The organism is Stenotrophomonas sp. HMSC10F06, assembly GCF_001807865.1.
In the GTDB taxonomy this organism is placed as follows: Bacteria; Pseudomonadota; Gammaproteobacteria; order Xanthomonadales; family Xanthomonadaceae; genus Stenotrophomonas; species Stenotrophomonas bentonitica_A.
In genome coordinates, this window is record NZ_KV791261.1 from 1 (window position 1) to 23531 (window position 23531).

A 23531-nucleotide genomic window follows, 5' to 3' on the forward strand; every position below is an offset into this window, starting at 1 on the left:
GCTGAAGCTCCTCCAGCAACACAGTTGCTACCCGTTCCGGCGGTACAATCGCGTTCCCCTTTTGAATCGTGGAGCTTCCATGTCCCGCCAGATCATCACCAGCACCAACGCCCCGGCCGCGATCGGACCGTATTCGCAGGCCGTGCGCGCCGGCAATACCGTGTACTTCTCCGGCCAGATCCCGCTGGACCCGGCCACCGGTGACATCGTTGGTGCCGGCGACATCGAGGCGCAGGCGCGTCGTGCGTTCGACAACCTGAAGGCCGTGGCCGAAGAGGCCGGCGGTTCGCTGGACCAGATCGTCCGGCTGGGCCTGTACCTGACCGATCTGGGCGAGTTCGCCAAGGTCAATGCGGTGATGCAGGACTACTTCAAGGCGCCGTTCCCGGCGCGTTCGACCATCGAAGTGTCGGGCCTGCCGAAGGCGGCCAACTTCGAAGTCGATGCGGTGATGGTGCTCGACCAGGCCTGACGTGGCGCGGTCACGGGCTCCTGCACCGGCGCTGGCCGCGGCCGGGGAGGCATCGTTGTCGATGCTCTCCGGTATCGGGCCGGCGGTGGCGACCAAGCTGGCTGCCCGTGGCCTGTCCTCGCTGCAGGATCTGTGGCTGCACCTGCCGCTGCGCTATGAAGACCGGACCCGGCTGACCACCATCGCCCGGTTGCAGCCGGGCGTGGCGGCACAGGTGGAAGGACGGGTGAGTGCGGTCGAGCGCGGATTCCGTGGTCGGCCGGTGCTCAAGGTCGCCATCGAAGATGATTCCTACGGCACGCTGGTGCTGCGGTTCTTCCACTTCCGCGCCCAGCAGGTCTCGCAGTTCGCCATGGGCACGCGCATCCGCTGCTACGGCACCGCCAAGCCCGGTCATCTCGGGCTGGAGATCGTCCACCCCAGCTACCGGGTGATGGGCAGCAATGACGATGACGAGCTCGGCGACAGCCTCGACCCGGTCTATCCGGCGGTCGAAGGGGTCGGGCCGGCGACGATGCGCCGGTTCATCGGGTTGGCGCTGGACCGGTTGCCGGAAGAATCCACGCTGGAACTGCTGCCGGCCGGCTGGTTGTCCGGGCTGGGCCTGCCCTCGCTGCGCAGTGCGTTGCTGACGGTGCACCGGCCACCGCCGGATGCGGATCTGGCGGCGCTGGCCGCGGGGCGGCATCCGGCGCAACGCCGGCTGGCGATGGAAGAACTGCTGGCACATCACCTCAGCCTGCGGCGTCAGCGCATGGCGCTGCAGGCCCATCACGCGCCGTCGTTGCGCGGGCAGGGCGCGTTGGTGGCCCAGCTGCGCGACAGCCTGCCGTTCCAGTTGACCGGTGCGCAGCAGCGCGTGTTCGAGCAGATCCGCAAGGACCTGGCCAAGGCGCATCCGATGCTGCGGCTGGTGCAGGGCGATGTCGGCTCGGGCAAGACCGTGGTCGCCGCCCTGGCGGCGATGCTGGCGGGGGAGCGGGGCAAGCAGGTCGCGCTGGCCGCGCCGACCGAACTGCTGGCCGAGCAGCACATGAACAATCTTCGCGCCTGGCTGGCCCCGCTGGGCGTGCGCACCGCATGGCTGGCCGGCAAGGTCACCGGCAAGGCGCGCGCCAAGGTGCTGGCCGAGGTCGCCTCGGGCGAGGCACAGGTGGTGGTCGGCACGCACGCGCTGATGCAGGAAAGCGTGGTGTTCAAGGACCTGGCGCTGGCGATCGTCGATGAGCAGCACCGCTTCGGCGTGCATCAACGCCTGGCCCTGCGCGACAAGGGCGCCGACGGACGCAGCGTGCCGCACCAGCTGGTGATGACGGCCACGCCGATTCCGCGCACGCTGGCGATGTCCGAATACGCCGATCTGGACGTGTCGGCCATCGACGAACTACCCCCCGGGCGCACGCCGGTGCAGACCGTGGCGCTCAACAACGACCGTCGCCCGGAGCTGATCGAACGCATCGCGGTGGCGTGCCGCGAAGGCCAGCAGGTGTACTGGGTCTGCACGCTGATCGAAGAAAACGAAGAACTCGATGCCACGCCGGCCCAGGCCACGTTCGAATCGCTGCAGGCGTTGCTGCCCGGCGTGCGCGTCGGGCTCGTGCACGGGCGGCTGAAGGCGAGCGAGAAGCTGGCCACGATGGTCGCCTTCAAGGCCGGCGAGATCGATCTGCTGGTCGCCACCACCGTGATCGAAGTGGGCGTGGACGTTCCCAATGCGTCGTTGATGATCATCGAGAACGCCGAGCGCCTCGGCTTGGCCCAGCTGCACCAGCTGCGCGGCCGGGTAGGGCGCGGCTCGGCGGTGTCGCGCTGCGTGCTGCTGTACCAGGCGCCGCTGTCGAACATGGCGCGCGAGCGGCTGGAGACGATGCGGCAGACCAACGATGGTTTCCTGATCGCGGAGAAGGACCTGGAACTGCGTGGCCCCGGCGAACTGCTGGGGACGCGGCAGACCGGCCTGGCCGGGTTCCGCATGGCCGATCTGGCCCGCGATGCGGACCTGCTGCCGGGCGTGCACGATCTGGCCGAGCGGCTGCTGGCGGAGGCGCCTGACGTGGCCGACCAGGTGGTGCGGCGCTGGATTGGCACGGCCGTGCGCTACGCATCGGCGTAAAGCAGCGCCGAAACGGCCCATCCGGTCGTGGGCGGGCCGATCGACGCGGCACCATTCAACCCTGTACCGACCAACGGTCGGTACCTGCCTGCGCCCGAGCACCCCCGCCTTGTATTTGTCATGGCAGGGTGCGAAAGTCCCTTGCCGATTATCAAGACGGCAACGATGAGCAAGAAGATTCCGCTGTTGATCGACACCGACCCGGGTGTCGATGATGCCCTGGCCCTGTTGATGGCCTTCGCCGATGAGCGCCACGATATCGTGGGCCTGACCATCGCCGCCGGCAACGTTGGCCTGGACCACACGGTCCGCAATGCCCTGAAACTGTGCGAAGTGGCTGGCCGCGACGATGTGCCGGTCTACGCCGGTACCGCCGATCCGCTGCTGCACCCCTCCGTTGATGCCGCCCACGTGCATGGCGCCGACGGCTTTGGCGATGTGAACCTGCCAGCGGCCAAGCGCCAGGCCGAGGCCGAGCATGCCGCGCTGGCGATCCTGCGCCTGTCGCACGAATACGCCGGTGAACTGTTCCTGGTCGCGCTCGGCCCGCTGACCAACCTGGCCCTGGCCCTGAAACTCGACCCGACCCTGCCGCAGCGCGTGAAGCGCTTCCTGGTGATGGGCGGGGCGGTAACCTGCCACGGCAACATCACCCCGGCGGCCGAGTTCAACATCGCCTTCGATCCCGAAGCGGCGCACGTGGTGTTCACCGGCTTCCCGCACATCGAAGTGGCCGATTGGGAAGCCACGGTCGCCCACGGCCTGCTGCATGCGGATGTCGAGAAGTGGCTGGCGGCCGATACCGACAAGGCCCGCTTCTACGAGTTGATCTCGCGCCAGACCCGCCTGTGGTCCGAAGACAGCCGTGGCGAGCGCTGGTTCGCCGCCGATGCCCTGGCCATGGCCTGGGCACTGCAGCCCGAGGGTGCCCTGCGGGTCGAATCGCGTCCCCTGAACGTGGAACTGGCCGGCGTGCACAGCCGGGGTGCTACCATTGTCGACTGGAACCGCCAGACCGGGCAGCCTGACAACACCCAGCTGCTGATGGCCTACGACCAGGGTCGCTTCGAGGCCCAGGTGAGGGCGGCACTCGGCGTCTGACGACGCCGCTGCGGCGGACCTTTCGCACGGTTGATGGACCCGGCTTGCCCTTTGCGGCGGCCGGGACTATAATGCCGCTCTTGACCACCAGCCCTTATTACGGTGCGCGCCCATGAAGGCCGATATTCATCCTGCTTACCGCGACGTGGTTTTCCACGACGTTACCTCTGATTTCAAGATCCTGACCCGTTCGACCATGTCCACCAAGGACACGATCAAGTGGGAAGACGGCAACGAGTACCCGCTCGTCAAGGTTGAAATCTCCTCGGCTTCGCATCCGTTCTACACGGGCAAGCACAAGGTGATCGACACCAGCGGCCGTATCGACAAGTTCCAGAAGCGTTTCGGCAAGCCGGCGCCGACCGCGGCCTGAGCTGTCAACGCAGCTGCATGAAAACAACGGTCGCCTTGGCGGCCGTTGTTTTTTGTTGTTTCCGGATTGCTGAACGCCAGGTGAGGCCCGTGCGCCCCGCCGACGGAACGCTGTGTCCGTGATCGGGCGCCATGCCTTGGGACGACTGCAACAGCGCCTTTGCCGCGACCCGGAACCTGCGTCTACGACTTCCGTCCTAGGGCGTCGAAAATGTTGCTGTGCGATAATGGCGGGATCCACGATAACGATCGTGGACTTCCTTCACGTGCCTGACCCATGCGCTTGGGCGGGCGCCTTCCCTCGAGGAGCGCACACAGTGTCCGATCTTGATCAGGTCACGCTCAACGCCGGCGACAAGTCGGTTGTTCTGCCAGTCATCAAACCCACGCTCGGCAACGATTGCGTCGATATCTCGAAGCTGACCAAGGAAACCGGTCTCTTCACGTACGACTCCGGCTTCACCGCCACCGCCAGCTGCAAGTCCGCCATCACCTACATCGACGGTGACAAGGGCGTGCTGCTGTATCGCGGCTATCCCATCGAGCAGCTCTCGGAAAAGTCGAGCTACGTCGAAGTGGCCTACCTGCTGATCAACGGCGAGCGTCCGAGCGCCGAGCAGCTGAAGGCCTTCACCGACGAGCTGGCCGCCGAGGCCGATGTGGATCCGTCGATCAACACGCTGATCGGCAGCTTCGCCAAGGATGCCCATCCGATGGCCATCCTGACCGCCGCCATCGCGCAGCTGTCGGGCATCTACCACGCCTCGCTGGATCTGTCCGACGCCGAACAGCGTCGCCACGCCGCCGTGCGCCTGATCGCCAAGGTGCCGACCCTGTCGGCCCTGATCTACCGCCACGGCAAGGGCCTGCCGGCCAACAAGCCGGACACCTCGCTGGATTACGTCAGCCGCTTCCTGAAGCAGACCTTCGAGTCGGCCGATGGCCAGTACGAGCTGAACCAGGACGTGGTCAAGGCGCTGGATCTGCTGTTCATCCTGCACGCCGATCACGAGCAGAACGCCTCGACCTCGACCGTGCGCCTGGTCGGTTCGACCGGTGCAAACCCGTATGCGTCGGTCGCCGCTGGCGTCACCGCGCTGTGGGGTCCGGCCCACGGCGGTGCCAACGAAGCCGTGCTGAAGATGCTCGAAGAGATCGGTTCGGCCGACAACGTCGAGTCCGCCGTGCTCAAGGCCAAGGACAAGACCTCCGGCTTCCGCCTGATGGGCTTTGGCCACCGCGTGTACAAGAACTTCGACCCGCGCGCCAAGGTCATCGGTGTGATGACCGGCAAGGTGCTGGAACAGCTGGGCGTGCAGGATCCGCTGCTGGACGTTGCCGTCAAGCTGGAGCAGGCCGCGCTGCAGGATGACTACTTCGTCGCCCGCAAGCTGTACCCGAACGTCGATTTCTACAGCGGCATCATCTACAAGGCGCTGCAGATCCCGACCGAAATGTTCACCGTCATGTTCGCCCTCGGCCGTACCTCCGGCTGGGTGGCCCATTGGCTGGAACAGCAGGTCGATCCGGAAATGAAGATCGGCCGTCCGCGCCAGGTCTACACCGGCAGCGACGTGCGCGACTACCAGGGCTGATCGCCCCGGCAGGTTGTGATGAAAACGCCCCGCACTGCGGGGCGTTTTTTTTGGGCGCCGCCGGTCACCTCTTTTCGTACTTCTTGCATGGGCCTCACTTCGATCGAGGTACAACCTTGGCGGTCACCCTCACGCCCATGGAGTCCCTCATGAATCGTCTGATCGCCGTAGTCCTCATCGCCGCACCGCTGAGCGTGGTCAGCGCCGGCGCACATGCCCAGTACACCGGCCCTGGCGCAACCAGCGCGGTCACCACCGTCGCCGAAGCACGCGACCAGCGCGATGACCAGCCCGTCGTACTGCAGGGCACGCTGATCGCCAAGATCGGCCACGAACGCTATCGCTTCAAGGATGCCACCGGCGAGATCGACGTCGAGATCGATGACAAGGATCTGCCCGACCGGCAGCCCGTCAGCGCGACGACCGTGGTGGAGCTGCAGGGAGAAGTCGATACGCATCGCTTCAAGCCCACCGATATCGATGTGGAGCATGTGCGGATCATCGGCACGCGCTGATTCTCCTGCACCTTCGGATGCCCCGCATTGCGGGCGTTTGGCCTTCAGCGCATGGTGATCGTCAGCGTGCTTCCGCGTAACGGCTGGGCGATTCCCCCAGCACGCGGCGGAACGCCGACGAAAACGCGCTTGGGCTGGCGTATCCCAGATCCAGTGCGATCCGCGTGACCGGCTGCCCGGCACCCAGGCGTTCGATCGCGGCGAGCAGGCACACCTGCTGGCGCCATTCGGCAAAGCCCACCCCGGTGTCCGCGCGGAACTGGCGGGTGAACGTGCGCCGGCTCATGCCCGCCTCGGCGGCGACCTCATCGAGCGAGGCGGCGATCGAGGGCGCATCGAACAGCTGCTGGCAGGTGCGCACAAGGCGCGGGTCGCGGGGCAGCGGTGCATGCAGTGACAGGCGTGGCATCGCGGCGATCTCCGCGACCAGCAGCTGCATCAGCCGACCGCCGCGACCGTCCAGGTCGTACATCGCCGGCAGGTCGACCGCATCGTCCATCAGGTGCCGCAGCAGCGCCGATACGGCATACACGCCGCAGCGCGCAGGCAACCGGACCGCCGCCACTTCGTCCGCTGCCACGAACACATTGAGCATCGTGACCGGGCCACGCATCGCCATGGCGTGGGCGACGCCTGCGGGCACCCAGCAGGCACGCTGCGGTGGTACCAGCCAGCGTCCCTCGGGTGTGGTGAGGCTGATGGTGCCGCGCGAGGCAAACGCGAACTGACCGCGCCGGTGCGCGTGATCGGGGAAGACGGATCCGGCGGCGTAGTCGTTGGCGGTGACCACCACGGCGCGAGGTAGATCTTCAAAGGGATCGAGCAGGGTATTGCGCATGGCCCGGATTCTATCGCCATCGGCCTGATATCGACGGCGGGCCACGCGCCGTCGCCCTAACATCGCGGCCCAACCTCACGCCCGCACGGTGCAGCCATGCCCAATACCTTTCATCGCGTCGGCACCGGCGCGCATCCTGTCCTGGTTCTGCACGGCTGGTTTGGCGACGCGCACGCATTCGAACCGATCGAGCCGTGGCTGTCCGGTGAGCAGTTCACCTATGTGTTCATGGACTGCCGCGGCTACGGCGGGATGCGCGATGTGCGTGGCAATTACACCATCGATGAGATCGCCAGCGATGCACTGACCTTGGCAGACGCGCTCGGCATCGAGACCTTCAGCCTGGTTGGGCACTCGATGGGCGGCATGGCCATCGAGCGGATCGCGGTCCTCGCCCCGGACCGCGTGCGCGCGCTGGTCGCCGTGGCGCCCGTGCCGTGCGGTGGCATTGCCTACGATCCACCCACGCGGCAATTGCTTGAAGCGGCCGGGGGCAGCGTGAGCATCCGCCGGGGCATCATCGACCGCAGCACCGGTGGGCGGTTGCCCGCCGCGTGGCTGGACTGGAAGGCGCAGTACTCCATGGAGCGCGCGGCACCCGAGGCGTTCGCGGCGTACTTCCCGGCCTGGGCGGACACGGACTTCAGCATGGAGATCATCGGCCGACATCCGGTGAAGGTGCTGATCGGCGAGCATGATCCCGTGTTCAACGCGGCCCTCATGGACAGGACCTACCTGCACCGCTATCGGCAGGCGACCCTGGAGGTGCTGGAGAATGCGGGTCACTACCCGATGAACGAAACGCCGCTGGCCCTGGTCGCGGCGATCGAGCGCTTTCTGGTCAAGTTCGCCGAGGCCTGAAGGAGGCCGGGCGTCGTTTCAGCGACCGCCCAGATAACCCTCGATCTCGCCGTCCGCCAGCAGCTCACGCAGCTGCGTGGCCGACGCGCGCCGCATCGGCTTCTCGTCGATCGCCGAGAGCGGCGGCTGGCGCAGGCCGTCATACGGCAGCACGGCGATGTCGAAGGTCAGGTCTTCGGCGCTGAACACCCAGACCGGCGCATCCAGGCTGCGCTCGCGGTCCAGCCGCAGCCGGCGCGTCCGTGGTTCGGCCGGAATGCCGTGCTCATCGAGATAGCGCTGCACGGCATCGGCATCGTCGCTGTGCACCTGCAGCTGCACGGGACTGTTGGCATCGGCGGTGCCATCGAGCACCGGGCCGCACAGGCGCGGCGAGAACGCCTTGAGGAACTCCATCGCGCGCAGGGCGGCCTCGCGGCGCTGGCGCAGCTGCGCACCGTGGTCGGCACCGGCAAACAGGCGCTGGTACTCACGCAGGGCGTCTTCGATCTCGGTGTTGCGGGGCAGGGAGGCATCGTCATGGATGCCGAGCCGTGTCGCGGCCTTGAGCTTGGCCTGGTGGTAATCGCGGATGCCGCCCTCGGCCATCAGGCGGGCGGCCTCATGCGCCAACTGGTGGCGGCGCTCACGGGTCTGCGTGGCTGCATGCTGACGGGCTCGATGCATGACCGGTACTCCTTGGCGACCTGCACGGCAATGTACACCGGCGATGTGACAGGCGGGTAGAGCCACGCCATGCGTGGCTGTGCCTGCGATCAGGGATTGCGTGCAGCCACCCATGGGGTGGCTACCGGGCGATGGGGCGGACGATACGCAGGAGGGGGGCGCCGGGCGTACCCGGCGCACGCAGTCAGAAGATATCGAACGCGGCGTCGTCGGCCTGCGGGGTGTGGCTGTTGAAGTCGTACTCCTCCAGCTTCTCCATGTCTTCGACCTTGACCCACTCGGTGGCGCCGTTGAGCGTGGCCTGGACCATGCCCGACGGCGGCTCGTTCTGTGCGATCGGCGTGTCCTTGAGCGCCACGCGCATGTACTCGATCCAGATCGGCAGGGCGGCGCGGCCGCCGTATTCGCGGTAGCCGAGCGAGCGGAAGTCGTCGCGGCCGACCCACACGGTGGTCGCGTACGGGCCACCGAAACCGGAGAACCAGGCATCGCGGTGATCGTTGGTCGAGCCGGTCTTGCCGCCCACGTCCTCGCGGCCGAGCACCTTGGCCGCGGTGCCGGTGCCGCGCTGGACCACGTCGCGCATCATCGAGTTCAGCTGGTACGCGGTACGCGCATCGATCGCGCGCGGCGCGACCTTGGCATCCGGGTTGACCGGCACCGGGCCCGGTGCCTCGGCAGCGGCGGTCGCCTGCTGGGGCTTGGCCGGTGCGGTGTTTGCCGCCGGCGCGGAGCCGAAGTTGAAGCCGTCCACCACCTGGCTGACCGGCACGCCGCTGTTGCCGGCGCAATCGCGGCAGGCAACAGCCGGGTTTTCCTTGAACACTTCCACGCCATCACGGTCGGTGACCCGATCGATCAGCCAGGTATCGACCCGCGAGCCGCCGTTGGCGAACACCGCGTAACCGCGGGCCACCGAGAGCGGGGTCAGCGACGCGGTGCCCAGCGACATCGACAGGTTCGGCGGCAGCTCGGCCTCGGCGAAGCCGAATTCGCTGATGTACTTGCGCGCGTAATCCACGCCCATGCCGTCGAGCAGGCGCACCGAGACCAGGTTGCGCGACTGCACCAGCGCTTCACGCAGGCGCATCGGGCCACGGAAGCCGCCGCCATCGTTCTGCGGCGACCAGGTCTTGCCGCGGCGGTCGCGGAACACGACCGGGGCGTCGAGCACGATCGAGGCCGGGTTGAAGCCCTTGTCGAAGGCCGCCGCGTAGATGAAGGGCTTGAAGCTCGAGCCCGGCTGGCGGCGCGCCTGGGTGGCGCGGTTGAACTTGTTGCCCGAGAAGCTGAAGCCACCGACCAACGCTTTCAGTGCGCCGTTTTCGGCATCCAGCGAGACCAGCGCAGCCTGGCCGCGCGGGATCTGGTCGAGCAGCCACTCGCCTTCTTTCTCGCCGGCGCGCACGCGCACGATGTCGCCCCGGGTGACCAGTTTGGCCGGAGTCTTGTTGGTCCAGCGCGCGGCGTTGGCCGGCAGCACCACTTCGCTGCGGTTGCCCAGCACCACGGTGGCGCTGCCATCGGCCGCGGTGGTGGCGACGATCGCCGGCAGCAGGCCGGTCTGCGCCGGAATGCCGGACAGCTTGGTGGCCAGCGCGGCGGCGTCGGCGTCGGCCGGGACCTCCACGTGCTGCTCCACCCCGTGCCAACCGTGGCGGTGGTCGTAGGCCAGCAGGCCGTCGCGCACCGAGAGGTTGGCTGCGGTCTGCAGTTCGGCGTTGATCGTGGTGGTCACGTGGTAACCCTTGTTGACCACGTCGCCGCCGAAGCGGGCGATCATTTCCTGGCGGACCAGCTCGGCCACGTACGGGGCCTCCACCTGCAGCGGCGGCTCATGCGCGGTGGCGTGCATCGGCACGGCCTTGGCCGCGTCGGCCTCGGCCTGGGAGATGAAGCCCAGGTTGGCCATGCGCTGCAGCACATAGAAGTCGCGGCGCTCGCGGGCGCGCTCGGGGTTGCTGAGCGGGTTGCCGCTGGAGGGGAACTTGGGGATGCCGGCCAGCGAGGCCATTTCGTCCAGGTCCAGCTCGCCCAGCTTCTTGCCGTAGTAGAACTCGGCCGCGGCGGCCACGCCGTAGGCGCGGTTGCCGAAGAAGCTCTTGTTGAGATACAGCTCGAAGATCTCGTCCTTGCTCAGCTCGCTCTCGATCTTCCGCGCCAGCAGGATCTCGGCCAGCTTGCGGGTGTAGCTGTACTCCGAGCTCAGGAAGAACTGGCGGGCGACCTGCTGGGTGATGGTCGAACCACCGGGCACGCGCTTGTCGTTGGTGGTGGCCAGCAGCCACACCGCGCGGCCGATGCCCTTGTAGTCCACGCCGCCGTGCTCGTAGAAGCGCGCGTCCTCGGTGGCCAGGAAGGCCTGCTTGAGGCGCTCGGGGACGTCCTTCATGGTGATGGGGGTGCGCCGGGTCTCGCCGAACACCGCCATCAGCTTGCCATCGCTGGCATAGACGTACATGGGCTCCTGCATCTCGACGTCGCGCAGGGTCTGCACGTCCGGGAGCTTGGAGGAGACGGCGTAGTAAAGGCCGCCGGCAACCGCGGCGCCGATCAATGCCAGGACCAGGAACGCGACCAGCATCCAGCGCAGCCAACGGCGAAGACGTGTCATCAGTGACAGATTCCGATTGCGAATTTCGTGGTCGCAGAGTATAGATTACGCAAGGGAACGGCTGGGGGTGTTCCCGGGGAGAGCAGTCGATCACCGTCTGGGGACGCGTGAAACGAGCAGTGATGCCCGTTTTACAGCTTGACGGTTGCGATTTGCAAAAAAAACGTTATTAATGCGCGGTCGCAGGTTCTGCGTCCAAGTGCCCATCGGCAGGGGAGAAACCGTGGGGCTTATCCCAAAAAGCCAGTCGCCTCTTATCGGCGTCGATATCAGCTCGACTGCAGTAAAGCTGTTGCAGTTATCCCGCAGCGGCAATCGTTTCCGCGTGGAACATTACGCCGTGGAACCACTCCCGCCGAATGCGGTCGTGGAAAAGAACATCGTGGAGGTCGAAGCGGTCGGGGAGGCCATTCGACGTGCCGTGAACCGCTCCGGAACCAAGGCACGCCATGCGGCGGCAGCCGTGGCCGGGTCGGCCGTGATCACCAAGCTGATCCCGATGCCCGCCGACCTGGATGAGAACGACATGGAAGCCCAGGTCGAGCTCGAGGCGGTCAACTACATCCCGTACCCGATCGAGGAAGTGAACCTCGACTTCGAAGTGCTGGGTGCGATTCCGAATAACCCGGAAATGGTCCAGGTGCTGCTGGCCGCCTCGCGTTCAGAGAACGTCGAGCTGCGCCAGTCGGCACTGGAGCTGGGCGGGCTGGTGGCGCGGGTCATGGACGTGGAGGCCTTCGCGGTCGAGAACGCCTTTGCCCTGGTCGCCAGCGAGCTGCCGGTGGCCAGTGATGGCGTGGTCGCGCTGGTGGACATCGGCGCCACCATGACCACCCTGAATGTCCTGCGTGGCGGCCGCAGCCTGTACAGCCGCGAACAGGTGTTCGGCGGCAAGCAGCTGACCGACGAAGTGATGCGCCGTTACGGGCTGACCTACGAAGAGGCCGGCCTGGCCAAGCGCCAGGGCGGGCTGCCGGAAAGCTACGAGATGGAAGTGCTCGAGCCGTTCAAGGAAGCCACGGTCCAGCAGATCAGTCGCCTGCTGCAGTTCTTCTATGCAGGCAGCGAGTTCAACCGGGTCGACCACATCGTGCTCGCCGGCGGCTGCGCGGCCCTGACCGGCCTGCCGGACATGGTGGAAGAGCAGCTGGGCGTGGCCACTGTGGTGGCCAACCCGCTGGCACAGATGACCCTGGGCCCGAAGGTGCAGGCACACGCCCTGGCCCAGGACGCCCCGGCGCTGATGATCGCCACCGGTCTGGCCCTGAGGAGCTTTGACTGATGGCGCGCATCAATTTATTGCCCTGGCGCGCCGAGCGGCGCAAGCAACGCCAGCGCGACTTCTACGCGATGCTCGGTGCCGCCGCCATCGGCGGTCTGCTGCTGTCGCTGTTGATCTGGTTCTATTACGACCGCCAGGTCAGCGGGCAGGTGGATCGCAACACCTTCCTGCAGGCCGAGATCGACAAGGTCAAGGAGCAGAACAAGGAAATCGAGCGCCTGGACCGCCAGAAGGACCGCCTGCTGGCACGCAAGGGCGTGATCGAGGAACTGCAGGCCAAGCGCTCGCAGATGGTGCATCTGTTCGATGCGCTGGTGCGGACCATTCCGGACGGGGTGGTGCTGACCACGCTCAAGCAGGAAGGCGACGTGCTGACCCTGGAAGGGCGCACGCAGTCCAATGCGCGCGTCAGTGCCTACATGCGCAACCTGGAAAGCTCGGGCTGGATGACCAACCCGGAGCTGTCGATCATCGAGGCCAAGGCGCCGGACAAGGAGAAGACCTCCACCGCCCCCGGGCAGCTGCTGGACATCAAGTCCCTGCCGTACATGTTCGTGGTCAAGGTGAACTTGCCCGCACAGAGCGATGCCGCCCTGTCCGCGGATGGTTCTGTGGTCGATACCACCGCCGCCGCCGCGCCGGTTGCCCCGGTCGCCCCGCTGTCCGCCGCCCCGGCCGCGCCATCGCAGGATCCGGCCGCCGCACCGGCAGGGTCGGCCGCTTCGGACGCCGCCGCACCGGCCAAGCCGGCCGGTAGCCGCATTGTTCCGACCACGCCGCCCGCACCTCCGCCGGCGCCTGCCAATGCGCCGGAGGGGAGCCAGCAATGAGCCAGAAAATCAACCTCAAAGAGCTGGATTTCAACAACATCGGCAACTGGCCGCAGCAGGCGAAGGTTGTGTTCTGCGTCGTCCTCGCCCTGTTCATCGTGGTCATGGGCTGGTTCCTGCTGATCAGCGGCAAGCGCGACGAACTCTCGGCCCTGGTCAACAAGGAAGCCGAGCTGCGCACCGAGTTCGAGAAAGAGCAGGGCCGTGCCGTCAATCTGGAGCCGCTCAAGCAGCAGCTGACCCAGATGGAGCAGGTGCTGCAGCAGATGCTGCGCCAGTTGCCCAGCAAGACCGAAATGCCGGATCTGATCATCGACATCTCGCAGACGGCGCTCTCCAGCGGGCTGGCCAACGAGCTGTTCCAGCCCGGTGCCGAGCAGCCCAAGGAGTTCTACGTAGAAAAGCCGATCGCCCTGCGCATGGTGGGCAGTTACCACCAGTTCGGTGCCTTCGTCAGTGGCGTGGCCTCGCTGCCGCGCGTGGTCATCCTGACCATGCACGACATCAACCTGAAGCCCAAGGATCCCAAGACCGGCATCACCGCCCGCAGCGGTGCGCTGGAGTTGTCCGGAACGGTCAAGACCTACCGTTACCTGGATGACGTGGAGATGGAAGCCCAGGAGAAAGCCGCTGCCGAGCAGGAAAAGGCCGCCAAGGGAGGCCGGAAATGAGCCGCTTGAACCCGACCGCACGGGTATGCGGCCTGTTGGGCGTGGTGCTGCTGGCCGGCTGCGCCCGCGGCGTGACCAGCACGCCCGGCGATGCACCGAACCTGGAAAAGTGGGTGGCCGACGTGCGTGCACGCCCGGCACCGCCGCTGGAACCGTTGCCGGTGATGCAGCAGTTCGAGACGTTTGAGTATTCCGCGCAGGGGATGCGCGACCCGTTCACCGACGCCTGGACCAATCCGCAAGGGGGATCGGGGCTGCGTCCGGATCCGAACCGCCGCAAGGAGCCGCTGGAAGATTTCCCGCTGGACAGCCTGGACATGGTGGGTTCGATCGGCCGTGGGGGCGGACTCGTCGTGCTGGTGATGGCACCGGACAAGGTCACCTATCGGGTGCGTCCGGGCGTCTATCTGGGGCAGAGCGACGGGCGGGTGACCGGGGTCTTCGAGGACCGGATTGAGCTGATTGAACTGGTGCCGGATGGCGCGGGTGGCTGGCTGGAACGGCCGGCAACGCTCGCGCTTGAAGATCAATGAATGATTATGGGGATAGCACGATGACCTTTTCCAACGCCCTGCGGCTGCGTCCGGTCCGGCGGCAGAAGCTGATCCACCTGTGCGCGCTGGGAGTCGCGCTCATGGTGGCCAACGGCACGCTGATGGCGGCCACGCCCAGCGGCGCCGTGCCCAAACCGGCGGCCACCACCGCGCCGGCGACTGCGCCGGCCTCGCTGTCGGTGTCCAAGATCGACTTCAAGCGCGGCGACGATGGCGCCGGCCGGCTGATCCTGCAGTTTGACGGTCAGGGCGCCAGCCCGGATCTGCGCAGCCAGGGCAACAGCGTCGTCATCGACGTGGGTAATGCGCGCCTGCCTGAAAGCCTGCAGAAGCCGATCAACGTGACCGACTTCGCCACCCCGGTGCAGCGCATCGACGCCAAGCCGTATGGCGGCGGCACCCAGCTGGTGCTCAACACCAACACCGCGTTCGAATCGCTGGCCTACCAGAGCGGCAACGAGTACGTGGTGGAGATCAGCCCGCGCCAGGCGGCCCCGGCAACCGGTGCGGTCAATGCCGCCACGGTCAGCCAGGCGGCGGCGTCCGTCGCCCAGCGCGGCTACAGCGGCAAGCCGGTGACCTTCAACTTCCAGGACGTGCCGGTACGCACCGTGCTGCAGCTGGTGGCCGAGGAATCCAACCTCAACGTGGTCGCCTCCGACAGCGTGCAGGGCAACGTGACCCTGCGCCTGATCAACGTGCCGTGGGACCAGGCGCTGGACATCGTGCTGCGCGCCAAGGGCCTGGACAAGCGCCGCGATGGCGGCGTGATCTGGGTTGCACCGCAGCCGGAGCTGGCCAAGTTCGAGCAGGACAAGGAAGACGCGCGCATCGCGATCGAGAATCGCGAGGACCTGGTCACCGATTACATCCAGATCAACTACCACAACGCTGCGGTGATCTTCAAAGCGCTGACCGAGGCCAAGGGTATCGGCGGCGGCAACAGCGGCAGCGGCGGCAGTGGCAGTGGCAGCAATTCGCAGGAAGAAAGTGGCTTCCTGTCCTCGCGTGGCCGGATCGTGGCCGACGAGCGCACCAATACGCTGATGATCAGCGACATCCCGAAGAAGATCGCGCGGATGCGCGAGCTGATCAACGTGATCGACCGTCCGGTCGATCAGGTGCTGATCGAAAGCCGGATCGTGATCGCCACCGACACCTTCGCACGCGAGCTCGGCGCGAAGTTCGGCATCAGCGGCAGCCGCGACAACGTGTACTTCAGCGGCGACCTCGGGCAGAACGGCAAGAACATCAACGACCGTGCGGCCAAGGACTTCGAATACCAGAAGGCCATCAACGAGTGGGTGGCCGGAGGCCGCACCGGCGCGATCCCGGTCCGTGCGCCGTCCACCATCAACAGCGGGTTGAACTGGAACCTGCCGGTGGACGCGCTCAAGAGCCCCGGCTCGCTGGCGCTGTCGATCCTCAATGCCGGTTATCTGCTGGACGTCGAACTGTCGGCCATGCAGGAAGAATCCCGCGGCGAAGTGATCTCCAACCCGCGCGTGGTGACCACCAACCAGCGCGAAGCGGTGATCAAGCAGGGTAAGGAAATCGGCTACGTCACCATCAGCGGTGGCGGTGCCGGCGGTGTGGCCCAGGCCAACGTGCAGTTCAAGGAAGTGGTGCTGGAGTTGAAGGTCACCCCGACCATCACCAACGACAACCGCGTGTTCCTGAACATGGCGGTCAAGAAGGATGAAGTGGACAGCTACATCGTCCTGGATGGCTACGGCACCGTGCCGACCATCAACCGCCGGGAAGTGAACACCGCCGTGCTGGTCGATGATGGCCAGACCGTGGTGATCGGTGGCGTGTATGAGTTCACCGACCGCAACAGCGTCAACAAGGTACCGTTCCTGGGTGACGTGCCGTTCCTGGGCAATCTGTTCAAGAAGCGCAGCCGCAACAAGGACAAGGCCGAACTGCTGGTGTTCGTGACCCCCAAGGTGCTGCGCGTGTCCCGGACCACCCCGGCCGTGAATTGATACGCACCCTCATGCAGTGAGGAAAGGGCCGCCGCGCGCGGCCCTTTCTGCGTTCAGCCAATCTTGATGTCGTAACCGGCGCTGTCCTGCCATCATGGCGATGGAACCTCTGCCCACCGTGGAGGTCACATGGATGCCATGAATCTGCCGCCCCCCATGCCCGATACCCCCACGCCCGCTCCGGTGGAGCACGACCGCCTGCACGATGCCTTCCGCGCGCTGCGCGATGGTCTGTCGTCCGAAATCGTCGGCCAGAGCGCGCTCGTCGAGCGCCTGCTGACCGCACTGCTGGCGGATGGCCACCTGCTGGTCGAAGGCGCTCCGGGCCTGGCCAAGACCACCGCGATCCGTGCTCTGGCCGCCCGGCTGGATGCGGATTTCTCGCGCGTGCAGTTCACCCCGGACCTGCTGCCGGCCGACCTGACCGGCACCGAAATCTGGCGCCCGCAGGAAGGGCGGTTCGAGTTCGTGCCCGGCCCGATCTTCCATCCCATCCTGCTTGCCGACGAAATCAACCGCGCCCCGGCCAAGGTGCAGTCCGCGCTGCTCGAAGCCATGGGCGAGCGCCAGGTCACCGTGGGCCGGCATACCTATCCGCTGCCCTCGCTGTTCCTGGTGATGGCCACGCAGAACCCGATCGAGCAGGAAGGCACCTTCCCGCTGCCCGAAGCCCAGCTGGACCGCTTCCTGATGCATGTGCGGATCGGCTATCCCGATTCGGATGCGGAGACCGAAATCCTGCGCCTGGCCCGCGAGCGCGCCCGCGAGGCGCTGTCCACGCCGGCCGCCGCGCCGGCCCGCATGCCGCTGAGCGATGTGTTCGCCGCGCGCAAGGCGGTGCTGTCGCTGCACGTGGCGCCGGCGCTGGAGCGCTACCTGATCGAGATCGTGCTGGCCTCGCGCGATGCCGCCCGCTACGACCCGGCACTGGCCCGGCGCATCGCCTGGGGCGCCAGCCCGCGTGGCTCTATCGCGCTGGAACGCTGTGCGCGTGCGCGCGCCTGGCTGGCCGGGCGTGACTTCGTCACCCCGGAAGATGTGCGCAACGTGGCGCCGGACGTACTGCGCCACCGCGTGCTGCCCAGCTACGAAGCCACCGCCGAAGGCTGGGATGGTGAGCGCCTGGTCGCCGAGCTGCTGGCCCGCGTGCCGGCGCCCTGAGCGCGATGGAGACCCCCGTGCATACGGCCACGCCGCTGGAGGGTGATGGCCTGCGGCCGAGCCTGGCCGAGCTGGTGGCGCTGCGCCGCAGTGCGCATCGCGCACCGCCGGCACGCCGTGGCCGCCTCGGTCATGCCGGCAGTGCGCCGTCACCGGCGCGGGGCCGGGGCATGGAGTACGCCGAGTCCCGCGACTACGTGCCGGGGGACGATGCGCGGCATATCGACTGGCGGGTCACCGCGCGCACCGGGCGGGCCCACACCAAGCTGTTCCAGGCCGAGCGCGAACGTTTGACTTTGCTGGTCGCCGACACCGATCCGGTGCTGTATTTCGGCACCCGGGTCCGCTTCAAATCCGTGCAGGCCGCACGCGTCGGCGCGGTCGCGGCATGGCTGGCGCAGCGCCAGGGCGATCGCCTCGCCGCCGTGCGGGGCAGTACCCAGGAGCCGCCTATCGCACCGGCCGGTGGCACCCGCGGGGTGCTGCGCGTGCTGGATGCCTTGACCCGCTGGTACGCCGAACCGCCTGCCGAAGATGCCGGGCTGGATCGCGCGCTGGAGCAGGCGGCACGGTTGCTGCGTCCGGGTGCACGCGTGGTCGTGCTGGCCGATCCGGCGCGCGCCTCCACCATCACCAGTGCCCGCTGGGCTGCGCTGGCCATGCACCACGAAGTGGTGGTGATGCTGCTGGTCGATCCGCTGGAACGGGCACCTCCCGCCGATGCGCTGCCCTTCCTCTCCCAAGGACGTCGCGTCCTGCTTGATCTGGGCAATGCGGCGGTGCGCGAGCACTGGCGCGAACGATTCGTCGCGCCCCTGGATGCATTGCAGACCACCTTGTCCGCTCGCCGGATCCAGGTGCACGTAGTCTCTACCGATGACGCCAGCGACAGCTGGTTGAGCCCGCTGCCGACCGCGGTGGTGGCATGAGCGCGGCCGCGTCGCTGCCGCTGCGCGATGTGCAGCTGCCGCCGTCACCGCCATGGTGGCCGCCCGCACCGGGCTGGTGGCTGGTGTTCGCCGCGCTCGTGCTGGTGGTGGCCGCGATCTGGGTCTGGCAGTGGCGTGCGCGGCGCGCGCGCCAGCGGTGGCTGGAGCTGTTCGATGCCGAGGTCGACCAGGCCGGCTCGCCGGTACTGCAGGTTGCTGCGATCGCTTCCCTGCTGCGCCGTGCGGCGCGCCGGTACCAGCCAGGCGCGGAGCGTCTGCAGGGGCCGGCGTGGCTGGCGTTCCTGGATGAGAACAACAGCCGCGCCTTCTCCGACGGCGACGGCGCACTGCTGCTGGACGGTGGCTATCGGCCAAGCGTGGATGCCGAGGCGGTGCAGCGGCTGCGCGTGCTCGCGCGCCGCCGTTATCTGTCGCTGCTTACGGAGCGGCGCCGATGATCGCGATCACGCTGCCGACGTGGTTGAGCTGGGTCGACAGCCTGGCCTGGCCTTGGATGCTGCTGGCGATGCCGTTGCCGATCCTCATGCGCTGGTGGCCGTCGCGCCCCGGCGCGGGCGCCGCGCTGCGGGTGCCCTATGCCGCCGACCAGCTGCAGTCGCTCGGTGCTGCCCCGGGCGGTGCGGGGCCACGGCTGGGGCGTGCATTGCTGTGGCTGGCCTGGGCCTGCCTGTGCGTGGCCGCCGCGCGGCCGCAGCAGCTCGGCGATGCAGTGACGCCGCCACAGCAGGGCCGGCAGATGATGCTGGCAGTGGATGTGTCCGGCAGCATGAGCGAGGCGGACATGATGCTCGGCAACCAGGTGGTCGAGCGGCTGACCGCGGCCAAGGCGGTGCTCGCCGACTTCCTGGACCGCCGCGTCGGCGATCGTGTCGGCCTGCTGATCTTCGGCGAGCGCGCCTACACGCTCACGCCGTTGACCGCCGACCTCACCAGCGTGCGTGACCAGCTGCGCGACAGCGTGGTCGGCCTGGCCGGGCGCGAGACGGCGATCGGCGATGCGATCGCGCTGGCGGTCAAACGCCTGCGTGAACAACCCCAGGGCCAGCGCGTGCTGATCCTGCTCACCGACGGCGTCAGCAATGCCGGCGTCCTCGAACCGCTGCGCGCGGCCGAACTCGCCCAGGCCGAAGGCGTGCGCGTGTACACCGTGGCCTTCGGCGGCGATGGCGGCATCAGTCTGTTCGGCGTGCAGATCGCGCCGGGCGACGACCCGGTGGACGAGGCGACCTTGAACAGGATTGCCGAGCTCACCGGTGGCCGCTCGTTCCGCGCGCGCAATACCGATGAGCTGGCCGGCATCTATGCCGAGCTGGAGCGGCTGGAACCGGTCAAATCGACGGGCACGGCGGTGCGGCCGCGGATCGAGCGCTACGCGCCGCCGCTGGCATTGGCGTTGCTGCTGGCCGGCCTGGCCTGGCTGCTGCCGAGGCGCTGGATATGAGCGCGAGCTGGAACGCCCTGCATTTCATGCGCCCCGAGGCCCTGTGGGCGCTGCTCGCGCTGCCGCTGCTGGTGGCGATCTGGTGGTTGCGCCGGCGCCGGGCCAACGTGTGGCGGCAGACCGTGGATGCGCACCTGCTGCGCCACCTGCTGGTCGGCCGCGACCGTCGCGCCTGGGGTGGGTTGGTGCTGTTGCTGTCCGGTACGGTGATCGCGATCGTGGCCCTGGCCGGTCCCTCGTGGCGGCAGGTCGCCCAACCGTTGTGGCAGACGCCGTCGCCGCTGGTGGTTGCGCTGGATCTCTCTTCTCGGGTGACCGCGACCGATCTGCCACCGTCGCGCCTGCTCCAGGCACGCGCCAAACTGGCCACACTGCTGCGCGAACGCCAGGGCGGTGAAGTCGCCCTGCTGGTGTACGCCGATGACGCCTACACGGTGGCGCCGCTGACCGACGACATGGCCAATGTCGCCCTGTACCTGGATGCCTTGGCACCGGACGTGATGCCACGCGATGGCCAGCGCGCGGACCGTGCGCTGGAAACGGCGGTGAAGCTGCTGCAGCAATCCGGCGCACGCGGTGGCGACATTCTGCTGCTGACCGATCGCGCCGATGCCGATGCAGAACAGGCGGCGGCCTCGGCACGCGCGCAGGGTTTCGTGGTCTCCGTGCTCGGCCTGGGTACGCCGCAGGGCGCGGCCTACCGCAATGGCGAAGGCCAGATCGTGCCCGCGCGGCTGGAAGAGGGCACCCTGCGCGGCGTCGCCAGCCGCGGCGGCGGTCGCTATGCCCGCATCGCCTCCGACGACAAGGATCTGGCCGCGCTGGACGTGTTGATCCCGCGGGTCAGTGCCGATGACAGCCGCGAAGGGCAGGGCCGCACCTGGCGCGATGAAGGTTTCTGGCTGCTGCCGCCGCTGATGGTGCTGGCCCTGTTTGCGTTCCGGCGTCGCGGCGCACTGGCGGTGCTGGTGATGATGGCGGCAGTGCCGATGGCGCTGCCCACGACGGCGCACGCCGCCGAAGGAACGTGGTGGCAACGCGCCGACCAGGTCGATCAGCAACGCTTGTCCAGCGGCGTGGATGCGTACCGCAAGGGCGACTTCAAGGCCGCCCAGCAGCAGTTCGAGGGCATCGACACCGACGCCGGCTGGTACAACCTCGGCAACGCATTGGCGCGCCAGGGGCAGTACGACGCGGCGATCGAGGCCTATGACCGCGCGTTGAAAAAGCATCCCGGCATGGCCGATGCGGTGGCCAACCGCGCCGCGGTCGACGCCGCCCGGAAGCGCAAGCCGCCGCAGAACAACGACCAGAACAACGATCAGAAGGACGGAAAGAACCCGCCCGAAAAGCCCGACGCCGGCAGGAATCAGGGGCAGGGACAGGGCAAGGAGGGTGACGGTTCGCCGCCGCAGGACAAGGGCGAGCCGGGGCAGTCCCCGCCGACCTCGTCCGGTGATCCGAAGGATGGCCGCTCCCAGGGCGAGAAGTCACCGCAGGCCGCCGACAGCCAGGCGCAGGCCGAGGCCGACGCCGCCCAGCGCGAGCGCATGCAGCAGGCGATGCAGCGCCAAGGGAACAACGACGGCAACGACAAGGCCCAGGGCCAGGTCAGCGGCACCCCGCAGCAGCGTGAGCAGCAGCAGGCAGTCGAGGCCTGGATGCGGCGCGTACCGGATGATCCGGGCAGCCTGCTGCGGGCCAAGTTCCAGCTGGAAAACGAACGCAGGAAACGGGAAGGGCGATGACACACTCCACGATACAGCGCTGGTTGCGCGCCGGACTGGTCCTGCTGCTGTGCGCGAGCCTGGCCGCGCAGGCACAGACCCGGGCATGGCTTGATCGTGACCAGATCACCGACAGCGACACCGTCACGCTCAACATTGAATCCGATGCTGGTGGGGGTGCGCCGGACTATGCACCGCTGCGGACCGACTTCGATCTCAGCAGCCAGACCAGCAGCCGCCAGGTGCAGTGGAGCAATGGCGCGATGACCTCGCGCGCGTTGTATGCGGTGGCGCTCAGCCCGAAGCGGAGCGGCACGCTGCAGGTTCCCGCCCTGCAGGTTGGCAGTAGCCGTACGCAGCCGCTGACGCTGCAGGTCGGTGCCAGCAGCGCATCGGCCCCCGCCGCGGCCACGGGCAACGCCGCCGTGTTCCTGGAAACCGAGGTCGATGATCCGACGCCGTACGTGCAGCAGAGTGTCGGCGTGGTGGTGCGCCTGTTCTACGCCGCGCAACTGCTCAGTGGTGAACTGGTGCTCGATACGCCGGCCGGTGCATCGCTGCAGCGGGTGGGCGAAGACCGCACCCTGGTGCGCGAGGTCAATGGCCGCCGCTACAACGTGGTGGAACGTCGTTTCCTGCTGATCCCCGAGCGCAGCGGAGCGCTGGTGCTGCCAGCGGCCCAGTTCAACGGGCGCAGCGCGGGCGGCTTTTTCAACGACATGTTCGGTGGCGATGGCCGCCTGCGCGCCGCATCGGCCGAGCGCACGCTGCAGGTCCAGGCGCAGCCCGCGTCTGCCCCGCAGCCGTGGCTGCCGCTGCATGGGCTGCGCCTGCGCTACACCGCCGCGCCCACCACCGGCCGTGCCGGAGAAGCGGCCACCATCGTGGTCGAAGCCGTGGCCGAGGGCGCGACCAAGGCGCAGTTCCCGGAGCTGCCGGTGCCCGATGTCGGGCCAGGTGCGCAGGTCTTCGCCGAGCCGCCGCAGTTCGATGAAACCTTCAACGGCAGCACGCCGCAGCTCACGCTGACCCGGCGCTTCGCGATCGTGCCGCGCCAGGCCGGTGCGCTGACGGTGCCGGGGCTGCGCATGGCGTGGTGGGACGTGGCGGCCGGTCAGCCGCGCAACGCGAGCCTGCCGGACCTGCAGCTGGATATCGCCGCCGGCGTCGGCGGCAGTGCCGCAGCACCCCTGCCGGTGGACACCACCTCGGCCCTGCCGGGTGAGCCGGCCACGGCGTCCACCGATCTGCAGTTGGCGCCTGCGCAGGCCGCGCCACGTCCCTGGGGCTGGATCGCCCTGTCGGCCGGCCTGGCCGTGCTGTGGCTGTTGACCCTGGCCTGGGGCTGGTGCCGACGGCGGCGCCCGGCGGTCGTGCGGGGCACCAAGGGGGGCGTATCCATCACCGCGTCGGGGAGTCCGTACACCCGCGCCGACCTGCGCCGGGCGATGGAAGCCGGCGGATGGGACGAGATCATCGCGGTGCTGGCGGGAATGGGCGGTGTGCAGACGTTCGAGCAGGTGCTCGAGCGCCTCGACGACGCACAGCAGCGGGCGGCGCTGGTCCATATGCAGCAGGTCCGCTGGGGCGGGCAGGGCGGCGATGTCGGCCAGGCCCGACAGGATCTGCGGCGCGCCTTCCATGACGGACCGCACTGGCGGCCCCCTGCGGCCACGCAGAACAATGGCCTGGCACCGCTGTACCCATCTGCGCATTCATAAAAAGGCGTGTCGGTCAGGGCGGCCGCCTTTGCTAAGCTGATTTCATTTTTTCGAGGAAC

General features: G+C 67.8%; 21 protein-coding genes. 18 read left to right on the top strand and 3 right to left on the bottom strand.

The window, feature by feature from the left end; translation table 11 throughout:
• The first annotated feature begins 79 nt into the window (after nucleotides 1–79).
• From HMPREF3113_RS04880 to HMPREF3113_RS04905, 6 genes are all read left to right on the top strand, one after another.
• Nucleotides 80–472 carry a RidA family protein gene (locus HMPREF3113_RS04880; protein WP_070471139.1) on the top strand — a complete coding sequence of 131 codons (393 nt, stop codon included), beginning with the start codon at nucleotides 80–82 and terminating at the stop codon, nucleotides 470–472.
• Nucleotide 473: 1 nt separating this feature from the next.
• On the top strand, nucleotides 474–2585 hold the full coding sequence (gene recG, locus HMPREF3113_RS04885) for an ATP-dependent DNA helicase RecG (protein WP_070471142.1): 2112 nt from the start codon (nucleotides 474–476) through the stop codon (nucleotides 2583–2585).
• Between the two features lie 165 nt (nucleotides 2586–2750).
• Nucleotides 2751–3686 carry a nucleoside hydrolase gene (locus tag HMPREF3113_RS04890; protein ID WP_019183872.1) on the top strand — a complete coding sequence of 312 codons (936 nt, stop codon included), beginning with the start codon at nucleotides 2751–2753 and terminating at the stop codon, nucleotides 3684–3686.
• Between the two features lie 112 nt (nucleotides 3687–3798).
• A complete protein-coding gene (locus tag HMPREF3113_RS04895; protein ID WP_019183873.1) occupies nucleotides 3799–4059 on the top strand; it encodes a type B 50S ribosomal protein L31 in 261 nt (86 codons plus the stop codon).
• 316 nt (nucleotides 4060–4375) lie between these two features.
• On the top strand, nucleotides 4376–5653 hold the full coding sequence (locus tag HMPREF3113_RS04900; RefSeq protein WP_070471144.1) for a citrate synthase: 1278 nt from the start codon (nucleotides 4376–4378) through the stop codon (nucleotides 5651–5653).
• A 149-nt stretch (nucleotides 5654–5802) separates the two neighbouring features.
• Entirely contained in the window at nucleotides 5803–6168 is a 366-nt protein-coding gene (locus tag HMPREF3113_RS04905; protein ID WP_070471146.1) for a NirD/YgiW/YdeI family stress tolerance protein, read from the top strand.
• A gap of 61 nt (nucleotides 6169–6229) precedes the next feature.
• Here the strand turns inward: HMPREF3113_RS04905 and HMPREF3113_RS04910 are convergent, their stop codons facing one another.
• On the bottom strand, nucleotides 6230–7006 hold the full coding sequence (locus HMPREF3113_RS04910; RefSeq protein ID WP_070471149.1) for an AraC family transcriptional regulator: 777 nt from the start codon (nucleotides 7004–7006) through the stop codon (nucleotides 6230–6232).
• A gap of 96 nt (nucleotides 7007–7102) precedes the next feature.
• Between HMPREF3113_RS04910 and HMPREF3113_RS04915 the strand changes: the two genes are divergently transcribed.
• On the top strand, nucleotides 7103–7867 hold the full coding sequence (locus HMPREF3113_RS04915; protein ID WP_070471151.1) for an alpha/beta fold hydrolase: 765 nt from the start codon (nucleotides 7103–7105) through the stop codon (nucleotides 7865–7867).
• A gap of 18 nt (nucleotides 7868–7885) precedes the next feature.
• On the opposite strand, the gene HMPREF3113_RS04920 is transcribed toward HMPREF3113_RS04915, so the two are convergent.
• Both HMPREF3113_RS04920 and HMPREF3113_RS04925 read right to left on the bottom strand, forming a co-directional pair.
• The gene (locus HMPREF3113_RS04920; RefSeq protein WP_070471153.1) at nucleotides 7886–8533 is read right to left on the bottom strand and encodes a hypothetical protein; all 648 of its coding nucleotides are present in this window, start codon (nucleotides 8531–8533) and stop codon (nucleotides 7886–7888) included.
• A 184-nt stretch (nucleotides 8534–8717) separates the two neighbouring features.
• Nucleotides 8718–11147: a penicillin-binding protein 1A gene (locus HMPREF3113_RS04925; RefSeq protein ID WP_070471156.1), complete on the bottom strand. Its 2430-nt coding sequence runs from the start codon at nucleotides 11145–11147 to the stop codon at nucleotides 8718–8720.
• 223 nt (nucleotides 11148–11370) lie between these two features.
• Here HMPREF3113_RS04925 and HMPREF3113_RS04930 point away from each other — a divergent pair, with 223 nt between their 5' ends.
• The 11 genes from HMPREF3113_RS04930 to HMPREF3113_RS04980 all read left to right on the top strand — a co-directional run bounded on the left by HMPREF3113_RS04930 (nucleotide 11371) and on the right by HMPREF3113_RS04980 (nucleotide 23472).
• Entirely contained in the window at nucleotides 11371–12429 is a 1059-nt protein-coding gene (locus tag HMPREF3113_RS04930) for a pilus assembly protein PilM (protein ID WP_019183880.1), read from the top strand.
• Nucleotides 12429–13259 carry a PilN domain-containing protein gene (locus tag HMPREF3113_RS04935; protein ID WP_070471158.1) on the top strand — a complete coding sequence of 277 codons (831 nt, stop codon included), beginning with the start codon at nucleotides 12429–12431 and terminating at the stop codon, nucleotides 13257–13259. The genes HMPREF3113_RS04930 and HMPREF3113_RS04935 overlap by 1 nt, the downstream gene beginning before the upstream one ends.
• Nucleotides 13256–13930: a type IV pilus inner membrane component PilO gene (locus HMPREF3113_RS04940; RefSeq protein WP_070471161.1), complete on the top strand. Its 675-nt coding sequence runs from the start codon at nucleotides 13256–13258 to the stop codon at nucleotides 13928–13930. Before HMPREF3113_RS04935 ends, HMPREF3113_RS04940 begins: the two co-directional genes overlap by 4 nt.
• Nucleotides 13927–14463 carry a pilus assembly protein PilP gene (locus HMPREF3113_RS04945; protein WP_019183883.1) on the top strand — a complete coding sequence of 179 codons (537 nt, stop codon included), beginning with the start codon at nucleotides 13927–13929 and terminating at the stop codon, nucleotides 14461–14463. Before HMPREF3113_RS04940 ends, HMPREF3113_RS04945 begins: the two co-directional genes overlap by 4 nt.
• Before the next feature lie 20 nt (nucleotides 14464–14483).
• A complete protein-coding gene (locus tag HMPREF3113_RS04950; RefSeq protein ID WP_026069885.1) occupies nucleotides 14484–16472 on the top strand; it encodes a type IV pilus secretin PilQ in 1989 nt (662 codons plus the stop codon).
• Nucleotides 16473–16610: 138 nt separating this feature from the next.
• Nucleotides 16611–17633, top strand: a complete 1023-nt coding sequence (locus HMPREF3113_RS04955; RefSeq protein ID WP_070471396.1) for an AAA family ATPase — start codon at nucleotides 16611–16613, stop codon at nucleotides 17631–17633.
• A 5-nt stretch (nucleotides 17634–17638) separates the two neighbouring features.
• The gene (locus tag HMPREF3113_RS04960) at nucleotides 17639–18562 is read left to right on the top strand and encodes a DUF58 domain-containing protein (RefSeq protein ID WP_070471163.1); all 924 of its coding nucleotides are present in this window, start codon (nucleotides 17639–17641) and stop codon (nucleotides 18560–18562) included.
• Nucleotides 18559–19020 carry a DUF4381 domain-containing protein gene (locus HMPREF3113_RS04965; protein WP_019183887.1) on the top strand — a complete coding sequence of 154 codons (462 nt, stop codon included), beginning with the start codon at nucleotides 18559–18561 and terminating at the stop codon, nucleotides 19018–19020. Before HMPREF3113_RS04960 ends, HMPREF3113_RS04965 begins: the two co-directional genes overlap by 4 nt.
• Complete coding sequence (locus HMPREF3113_RS04970) at nucleotides 19017–20024, top strand: vWA domain-containing protein (RefSeq protein WP_070471165.1); 1008 nt, start codon at nucleotides 19017–19019, stop codon at nucleotides 20022–20024. Before HMPREF3113_RS04965 ends, HMPREF3113_RS04970 begins: the two co-directional genes overlap by 4 nt.
• The gene (locus HMPREF3113_RS04975; protein ID WP_070471169.1) at nucleotides 20021–21772 is read left to right on the top strand and encodes a VWA domain-containing protein; all 1752 of its coding nucleotides are present in this window, start codon (nucleotides 20021–20023) and stop codon (nucleotides 21770–21772) included. The genes HMPREF3113_RS04970 and HMPREF3113_RS04975 overlap by 4 nt, the downstream gene beginning before the upstream one ends.
• Nucleotides 21769–23472, top strand: a complete 1704-nt coding sequence (locus HMPREF3113_RS04980) for a BatD family protein (protein WP_070471171.1) — start codon at nucleotides 21769–21771, stop codon at nucleotides 23470–23472. Before HMPREF3113_RS04975 ends, HMPREF3113_RS04980 begins: the two co-directional genes overlap by 4 nt.
• Nucleotides 23473–23531 lie beyond the last annotated feature (59 nt).

Bases quoted from the DNA above. Each gene is read 5' to 3' on its own strand.
- HMPREF3113_RS04955 (WP_070471396.1), top strand. From the start codon at position 16,611: ATGAATCTGCCGCCCCCCATGCCCGATACCCCCACGCCCGCTCCGGTG.
- HMPREF3113_RS04925 (WP_070471156.1), bottom strand. From the start codon at position 11,147: ATGACACGTCTTCGCCGTTGGCTGCGCTGGATGCTGGTCGCGTTCCTG.
- HMPREF3113_RS04940 (WP_070471161.1), top strand. From the start codon at position 13,256: ATGAGCCAGAAAATCAACCTCAAAGAGCTGGATTTCAACAACATCGGC.
- HMPREF3113_RS04915 (WP_070471151.1), top strand. From the start codon at position 7,103: ATGCCCAATACCTTTCATCGCGTCGGCACCGGCGCGCATCCTGTCCTG.
- HMPREF3113_RS04890 (WP_019183872.1), top strand. From the start codon at position 2,751: ATGAGCAAGAAGATTCCGCTGTTGATCGACACCGACCCGGGTGTCGAT.
- HMPREF3113_RS04970 (WP_070471165.1), top strand. From the start codon at position 19,017: ATGATCGCGATCACGCTGCCGACGTGGTTGAGCTGGGTCGACAGCCTG.
- HMPREF3113_RS04905 (WP_070471146.1), top strand. From the start codon at position 5,803: ATGAATCGTCTGATCGCCGTAGTCCTCATCGCCGCACCGCTGAGCGTG.
- HMPREF3113_RS04965 (WP_019183887.1), top strand. From the start codon at position 18,559: ATGAGCGCGGCCGCGTCGCTGCCGCTGCGCGATGTGCAGCTGCCGCCG.
- HMPREF3113_RS04960 (WP_070471163.1), top strand. From the start codon at position 17,639: ATGGAGACCCCCGTGCATACGGCCACGCCGCTGGAGGGTGATGGCCTG.
- HMPREF3113_RS04920 (WP_070471153.1), bottom strand. From the start codon at position 8,533: ATGCATCGAGCCCGTCAGCATGCAGCCACGCAGACCCGTGAGCGCCGC.
- HMPREF3113_RS04945 (WP_019183883.1), top strand. From the start codon at position 13,927: ATGAGCCGCTTGAACCCGACCGCACGGGTATGCGGCCTGTTGGGCGTG.
- HMPREF3113_RS04910 (WP_070471149.1), bottom strand. From the start codon at position 7,006: ATGCGCAATACCCTGCTCGATCCCTTTGAAGATCTACCTCGCGCCGTG.
- HMPREF3113_RS04980 (WP_070471171.1), top strand. From the start codon at position 21,769: ATGACACACTCCACGATACAGCGCTGGTTGCGCGCCGGACTGGTCCTG.
- HMPREF3113_RS04975 (WP_070471169.1), top strand. From the start codon at position 20,021: ATGAGCGCGAGCTGGAACGCCCTGCATTTCATGCGCCCCGAGGCCCTG.
- HMPREF3113_RS04895 (WP_019183873.1), top strand. From the start codon at position 3,799: ATGAAGGCCGATATTCATCCTGCTTACCGCGACGTGGTTTTCCACGAC.
- HMPREF3113_RS04880 (WP_070471139.1), top strand. From the start codon at position 80: ATGTCCCGCCAGATCATCACCAGCACCAACGCCCCGGCCGCGATCGGA.
- HMPREF3113_RS04950 (WP_026069885.1), top strand. From the start codon at position 14,484: ATGACCTTTTCCAACGCCCTGCGGCTGCGTCCGGTCCGGCGGCAGAAG.
- HMPREF3113_RS04935 (WP_070471158.1), top strand. From the start codon at position 12,429: ATGGCGCGCATCAATTTATTGCCCTGGCGCGCCGAGCGGCGCAAGCAA.